This is a genomic window from Pseudomonas sp. FYR_5 (assembly GCF_043106315.1).
Taxonomy (GTDB): Bacteria; Pseudomonadota; Gammaproteobacteria; order Pseudomonadales; family Pseudomonadaceae; genus Aquipseudomonas; species Aquipseudomonas putida_Y.
Genome location: NZ_JBICMK010000113.1, coordinates 39,884 through 45,899, shown reverse-complemented (window position 1 = coordinate 45,899; position 6,016 = coordinate 39,884). Strand labels below are relative to the sequence as shown.

Below are 6,016 nucleotides of genomic sequence, written 5' to 3'. Positions count from 1 at the left end.
AAGGCTCAAGCGCTGGCCAAGACCCGGCGGCGCCTCACCACCAAACTATCCACCCCCCACATCACCACCATCGACACCCCCACCAGCGGGAACATCACCCCCAGCACCAGCATCACTGCCACCGCCGCCTTCCAGCGTGGCAGGTCATGACGCAAAGGCGGTACGCCCAGGCCGCCTTCAGGCCGGCGCTTCCACCACATCACCAGCCCGCTCACCGAACCCAGCAGGATCATCAGGCACACCAGCAGGATGATGATCTGGTTCAGCGCCCCGAACATCTTGCCTTCGTGCAGCATCACGCCCAGCTCGGTGGCGCGGGCAACCGGGCTGTAGTCTTGCCAGCGCACATCGGCCAGAACCTTGCCGGTGTATTGGTCGACATGCAGGGTGGCGTCGTTGCGCGGGTCGTCGGCGAACACGGCAATGGTGAACACTCCGTCGGCAGTGGTGGGCAGGGTAATGCTGTAGCCCGGCTCGACTTGACGCGAAGTGGCAATGTCTTCGACTTGCTGCAAGCTCACCAGGGGCGCCGCGGGCATGTCCGACATCATGTGGTGCCCGGCGTGCTCGGCGTGTGCACCGGACTGCGGCATCGGCGTGTTTTCCATGGCCCAGGGCACGGTCTGGCGGTGCGCGCTGTTCAGCTCACGCGCCTGCTGGTCCGACTTGGGCACGTCGTTCCACATGGCTGCCGGGAAGCGGTTCCACAAATCAGCGTACTGCTTGCCCCACAGGCCGGTCCAGGTCATGCCGCTGAGCAGCATCAACAACAGCAAGGCCGAACCCCAGAAGCCGGTTACCGCGTGCAGGTCACGCCACAGCAGCCGGCCGCGTGCCGACAGCCGCGGCCAAAGCACGCCGGCGCCATTGCGCCCGCGCGGCCACCACAGGTACAGGCCTGATACCACCAGCACGATGCCCCAGCCCGCCGCCAGTTCCACCAGCCGGTCGCCGACCGTGCCGACCATCAGTTCGCCATGCAGGGCGCGGGCGATGGCCTGCAGGTTCTGCTTGCCGTCCTGTTCACCGAGGACCTTGCCGCTGTATGGGTCGACGAACACGTTCAGTTCACGCCCGCTGTTTTGCACCACGAACTGCGCACTACGCTCTGCGTTCAGTGGCGGCAGGTACTGGCTGATGTGGCCCTTGGGGTAGGCCTGGCGCACTTCAGCCAGCATCATGTCTGCGCCCTGGCGGTGGTGACCGGCCTCGACCACCATCAGGTCGCGGTACAGCAGCGGGTCGAGCTGGGGCTTGAACAGGTAGATGATCCCGGTGATCGCCAGCAGGATCATGAACGGGGCCACGAACAGCCCCGCATAGAAATGCCAACGCCAGGCCAGGTTATAGAACGAGACGCGTGTTCCTCTCATGGGAACCTCCTTTTTGACCAGCTGAAGGGCGCAACCGAAGCTGCGCCCGTTGTTGTCAGAAGCTGAAGTCGACCTTGGTCCAGAAGGTCCTGCCTGGCTCGTTGACCGGCTGTGGATCTGTAGCCGGGTAGCCAAACCCGGCGTTCCCGGCCAGGTTCAGGTGCTCGGCGTAGGTTTTGTCGAACAGGTTGTCGACCCCTGCGCTGAGCTTGAGGTTGTTGTTCACCTTGTAGGCGCCGTTCAGGGAGAACACGCCGAAGCCGGCGCTCTTGTCGTAGTCCTTGCCAACGACGTTCCCTTGGTTTTCGGCAATGCGGTTTTGCGCCGCCACCAGCCGCCACAGTGCGCCGACGCTCCACACATCGCGGCTGTACGTCAGGCCCATGCGGCTTTCCAGGGGAGGCATTTGAGGTAGCGCTTTGCCATCGCTGCTGTTCTTGCCCCAAGCGTAGGCAAGCGTGGCGTCGGCCTTCCAGTTTTCAGTCAGCTGGTAGGCGGCGCCCAGTTCGCCACCCATGATGCGGGCGTCGATGTTCTGCGCCTGCGAGGTGCTCATGCCCATCATGCCTGTGCGGTAGTCGAACAGGATGTAGTCGCGAATCTGCCCGACATAGCCCGAAGCCCAGGCCTCCAGGCGTTCAGTGCGGTACTGGATGCCGAAGTCGAGCTGGGTGGTTTTCTCTGGCTTGATGCCGTCGAAGGCATTGGCCGAGCCGGGTGGTGCCAGCTTGGGTGAGAACAGCTCCCAGTAGTCGGGGAAGCGCTGGGCATGGCCGAGGCCGATGTAGGTGGTGGCCGGGATGGCTGCCAGGTCGTGCTCGTAACGGATGAAGCCGCTTGGCAGGGTATCGGCGCGGGTGTCGCCTTCGGTGGCGCTGGTTTTGCGGAAATCGCGCGCCGAGGCGCGGTCCAGACGGGCGCCGGTAATCAAGCGGTCCTCTCCGCTGACGTACCAGGTCAGTTCGCTGAAGGCGCCGTAGTTGTGGAAGTCGGCGTCCTTGGTCCAGGCCTGGCCCCTGTGTGCGTCCACACCCATACCGCCACGCTGGCGATGTTCGTTGGTTTGCGCGTCGATCCCGCTGATCAACTGCACGTCGGCCCAGCGCCAGGTGGCTTTGATGCGTGCGCCCATGGTGCGGCGGTCGACGTTGCTGACCATCGGCATGCCCATCATGCCGCTACCCGACGGCGTGCGCAGGCTGTAGTTGTCCATCACATGGTCGGCGTAGTTGTAGTAGACCTGCGCCTCGACCTTGTCGAGCACCTCGCCGAGGTTGGACTTTTCAAAGCGCAGGCCCAGGCTTTCGCGCTTGAACTGCGAGCCGTCCATACCGCGCCCGGCGTAGCGGGCTTCGCCGTCACCCTTGCCGGCAGTCAGCTCCAGCAAGGTGTCCTGGTCGGGTGTCCAGCCGAGGGCGACATCGCCGTTCCACTTGTCCCAGCGCGACGGCACGGTGTCGTTGTTGCCGTCGTGGTAGTCATCCGAACGTGACTGGTTGCCGACGAAGCGGGCATAGCCCTGACTGTTGCCGGCCGCGGCATCCAGCACCTTGTCGAAGCGGCCGTTGGAGCCGGCCAGCAGGCTTGCGTTGACGCGGCTGCCGAGGGTGCCGAATTTCTCCGGTTCGCGCTCGAAGAGGATGGTGCCTGCCGAGCCGCCGGGGCCCCAGATAACGCTCTGCGGGCCTTTGATCACGGTCAGGCGGTCGTAGGTTTCTGGCGAAATATAGGACGTGGGCGCGTCCATGCGATTGGGGCAGGCCCCAAGCATCATGCCTCCGTTGGTGAGGATGTTCAGACGCGAGCCGAACATGCCGCGCAGTACCGGGTCGCCGTTGGTACCGCCGGCACGGATTGCCGAGAAGCCGGGGATGGTCTTCAGGTAGTCGGCCCCGTCGCTGGCCGGCACTGGCTGGCGCGGGTCTTTCGGGTTGGTGACCACGGTCAGCGGCGAACTCGGGGCCACGGCGGTGATCACCGTCGGGCTCAGTTCGGGAGCATCGTGCACATGGCCTTCATGGCCAGGGTCGGCGGCCAGGGCCATGGGTGCGAGTAGCGAGCCGCACAGGGCGGCGATGGTCCCGCGCAGGGACAAGGCAAAAACAGGGGTGCAGCCGGACATAGTGATTCCAGTCGATCAGTCATGAGTTAGCGCGAAGCCTCCTGGCTTCGTGCGCAAAATGTGGTTTCAGACGTTGATCGAAGAAGGCGGGGCGCGGCTGCGCGCACCAGGGAATACAGCCTGCCGGGCATGGCCCTGGTGCGTTGGCGCAAGCAGGTGGCTGGTGGGGACGATGCTGCCGGCGCTGAGCGGGCTGAGGGCCTGGGGCAGGGCCGGGCAGTTGAACAACAGGCTGCAGTAACCGCACTTTTCCCACATCACATGCAGCTGGCCATCGCCACCGTGGCCGTGATGGGTGTCACCGCCATGCTGATGGGCAGCCGCCATCGGCATGTCCATCGGCATGTTCATGCCCGCGTGGTGGTCCATCGGCATCGACTGGGAAATCAGCGGTCCGATGAAGATCATCCACATGGCGAACAGGCTCAGCCATCCGCCACCGGCGCGCCTGAATTCAGGGCGGGTGGTACGGCTGATGCGGCTGCGCGGCAGACTCATGGCGAGTGCCTGTCAGCAGGTGTCAGTGTGCGTGTTCGTGGGCTTGCGACTGGTCCGCTGGCGCCTGCTTCTGCACGGCCACTTCGACGGTGATATCGCCGGCCTTTTCGAAGTGCAGGGTCAACGGGAAGCGCTTGCCGTCGCTGAGCAGGCTGCGGTCCTTGGGCTGCATCAGCATCACGTGGTACGCGCCGGGGGCAAAGGTCAGGTCCTTGCCGGCAGGCACTACCACGCTGGGCACCTGTTGCATCTTCATGGCGCCGCTGGCGCTCATGGCATGCTCATGCAGTTGCGCGTCATCGCTGATGGGGCTGTCGACGCTGAGCAGGCGGTCGTCGGCCTGGCCATTGTTGTGCACCACGAAATATGCGGCGACGTTGGGCGCGTTGGGTGGCAGTTGCAGCGACCACGGGTGGGCAATATGCAGGTTACCCACGCTGTATTCGTGGGCGTTGGCAAAGGCGCCAGGCAGCAGCAGGGCGGCCATGACGAGGGCGTGCTTGAGCATGGTGAATCTCCGTTTCCGTTCTGGTTCAGGCAGACAGCGTGATGAACTCAGGCTAGCGGAGAGGCACGAGGGTTTAGCCCAGGCCAGAGCTGGCGCGGCGTAGGCTGGTACTTGGCAGGTGGCGGCAGCAGCCCGCCGAGCAGTGTCGGCGGGTTGTGCAACTGTGGCGGGTAGCCGGGCAGGGCCAGCAGCGGCACGGCACCGGAGCAGCACCAGCAGTTCATCATGCCGACGCTGTCGTCGCTTTGTGGGCCGAGGTCGATCTTGGCCAGGGCCTGTACGTCGACGTTGCCCTTGTTGGCCATGCTGGAACAGAAAGCCCCCCACAGCAGCTGCTCGGCCAGGCCCTTGGGCGCAGCAGAGGACAGCGGCATGGCCAGCAGGTTGAACAGCACTGCAAGGCAGGCTATCCAGGCAATGTGCCGACGTGGGGGCATGGAGAGATCCGGTCAGGAATCGTGGTGGCTATTGTACGGCGGAGTATAGGTAAAAATGCCGGGGTGCGGTGAAGTGACGCAGGTGGTCTCGTAATGGGGCTGCTGTGCAGCCCATCGCGACACAAGGCCGCTCCCACAGAATTGCGGCAGCCTCGAATACTGCGCTGTCCTGTGGGGCCTTGTGTCGCGATAGGGGCGCAAAGCGCCCCCGACACTCTCAAACCTTGTTGCGGCCCATCAACCCGCGCACGGTCTCTTGCAGGTCAGCCGGCAACACCACCACCTTGGCATTGCTGCTGCCCGCCAGGTTCTCCATCGCGCCCACATAGCGTTCGCCCAACAGGTACATGGCCGGTACGGTCTCGTTGCCCACTGCTTCTTTCACCAGCGAAATCGCCCGCGCCGAGGCCTCGGCCAGGCTGATCTGTGCCTCGGCATCCAGCCTGGCCGCCTGCAGGCGCGCTTCTGCTTCGAGGATTGCCGCCTGCTTGGCCCCTTCGGCACGGGTGACGTCGGCCTTGCGCTCACGCTCGGCCGCAGCCTGGCGTTCCATGGCCAGTTGCATGTTTTCCGACGGTTTGATGTCTTGAATTTCCACCGAGCGCACGGTCACGCCCCAGTCTTCGGTCTGCTCGGACATTGCATCGCGCAGGCGGGCCTTGATCTGCTCGCGGCTGGACAGCGCCTCGTCGAGGTCCATTGCACCGACGATGGCGCGCAGCGAGGTCATGGTCAGGCTGGTGACGGCGAAGGAGAAGTCCTGCACGCCATACGAGGCTTTCTGCGGGTCGACTACCTTGGCGAAACACAGGGCGTTGGCGACGATTACCGCGTTGTCCTTGGTGATGATTTCCTGCTGCTGCACATCGAGGATGATGTCCTTGGTCGGCAGGCGGTAGGCGACCACGTCCATGTAGGGGATGACAATGTTGAGGCCCGGCTTGAGGGTGCTGTTGTAGCGGCCCAGGCGTTCGACGATCCACTCCTCGCCCTGGGGCACGATGCGCACCCCCTTGAACACGGTGATCAGGACGAACAGGGCGATGGCGCCGACGACGATGAGGCTGGTCATGCTGCA

General features: G+C 64.4%; 6 protein-coding genes. All 6 read right to left on the bottom strand.

The genetic code is table 11. The annotated features are described in order from the left end of the window. Positions 1-5: 5 nt before the first annotated feature. On the bottom strand, positions 6-1,373 hold the full coding sequence (locus ACF8RA_RS23855) for a PepSY-associated TM helix domain-containing protein (protein ID WP_392519641.1): 1,368 nt from the start codon (positions 1,371-1,373) through the stop codon (positions 6-8). Positions 1,374-1,428: 55 nt separating this feature from the next. After that, positions 1,429-3,495 carry a TonB-dependent copper receptor gene (locus ACF8RA_RS23850; protein WP_176683181.1) on the bottom strand — a complete coding sequence of 689 codons (2,067 nt, stop codon included), beginning with the start codon at positions 3,493-3,495 and terminating at the stop codon, positions 1,429-1,431. A gap of 66 nt (positions 3,496-3,561) precedes the next feature. Then, entirely contained in the window at positions 3,562-3,993 is a 432-nt protein-coding gene (locus ACF8RA_RS23845) for a DUF2946 domain-containing protein (RefSeq protein ID WP_176683182.1), read from the bottom strand. A gap of 22 nt (positions 3,994-4,015) precedes the next feature. Then, positions 4,016-4,501 carry a copper chaperone PCu(A)C gene (locus tag ACF8RA_RS23840; RefSeq protein WP_392519640.1) on the bottom strand — a complete coding sequence of 162 codons (486 nt, stop codon included), beginning with the start codon at positions 4,499-4,501 and terminating at the stop codon, positions 4,016-4,018. A 47-nt stretch (positions 4,502-4,548) separates the two neighbouring features. Next, positions 4,549-4,938 carry a DUF2946 domain-containing protein gene (locus ACF8RA_RS23835; protein ID WP_392519639.1) on the bottom strand — a complete coding sequence of 130 codons (390 nt, stop codon included), beginning with the start codon at positions 4,936-4,938 and terminating at the stop codon, positions 4,549-4,551. 217 nt (positions 4,939-5,155) lie between these two features. Continuing rightward, positions 5,156-6,010 carry an SPFH domain-containing protein gene (locus ACF8RA_RS23830; protein ID WP_176683185.1) on the bottom strand — a complete coding sequence of 285 codons (855 nt, stop codon included), beginning with the start codon at positions 6,008-6,010 and terminating at the stop codon, positions 5,156-5,158. Between the last annotated feature and the right edge of the window lie 6 nt (positions 6,011-6,016).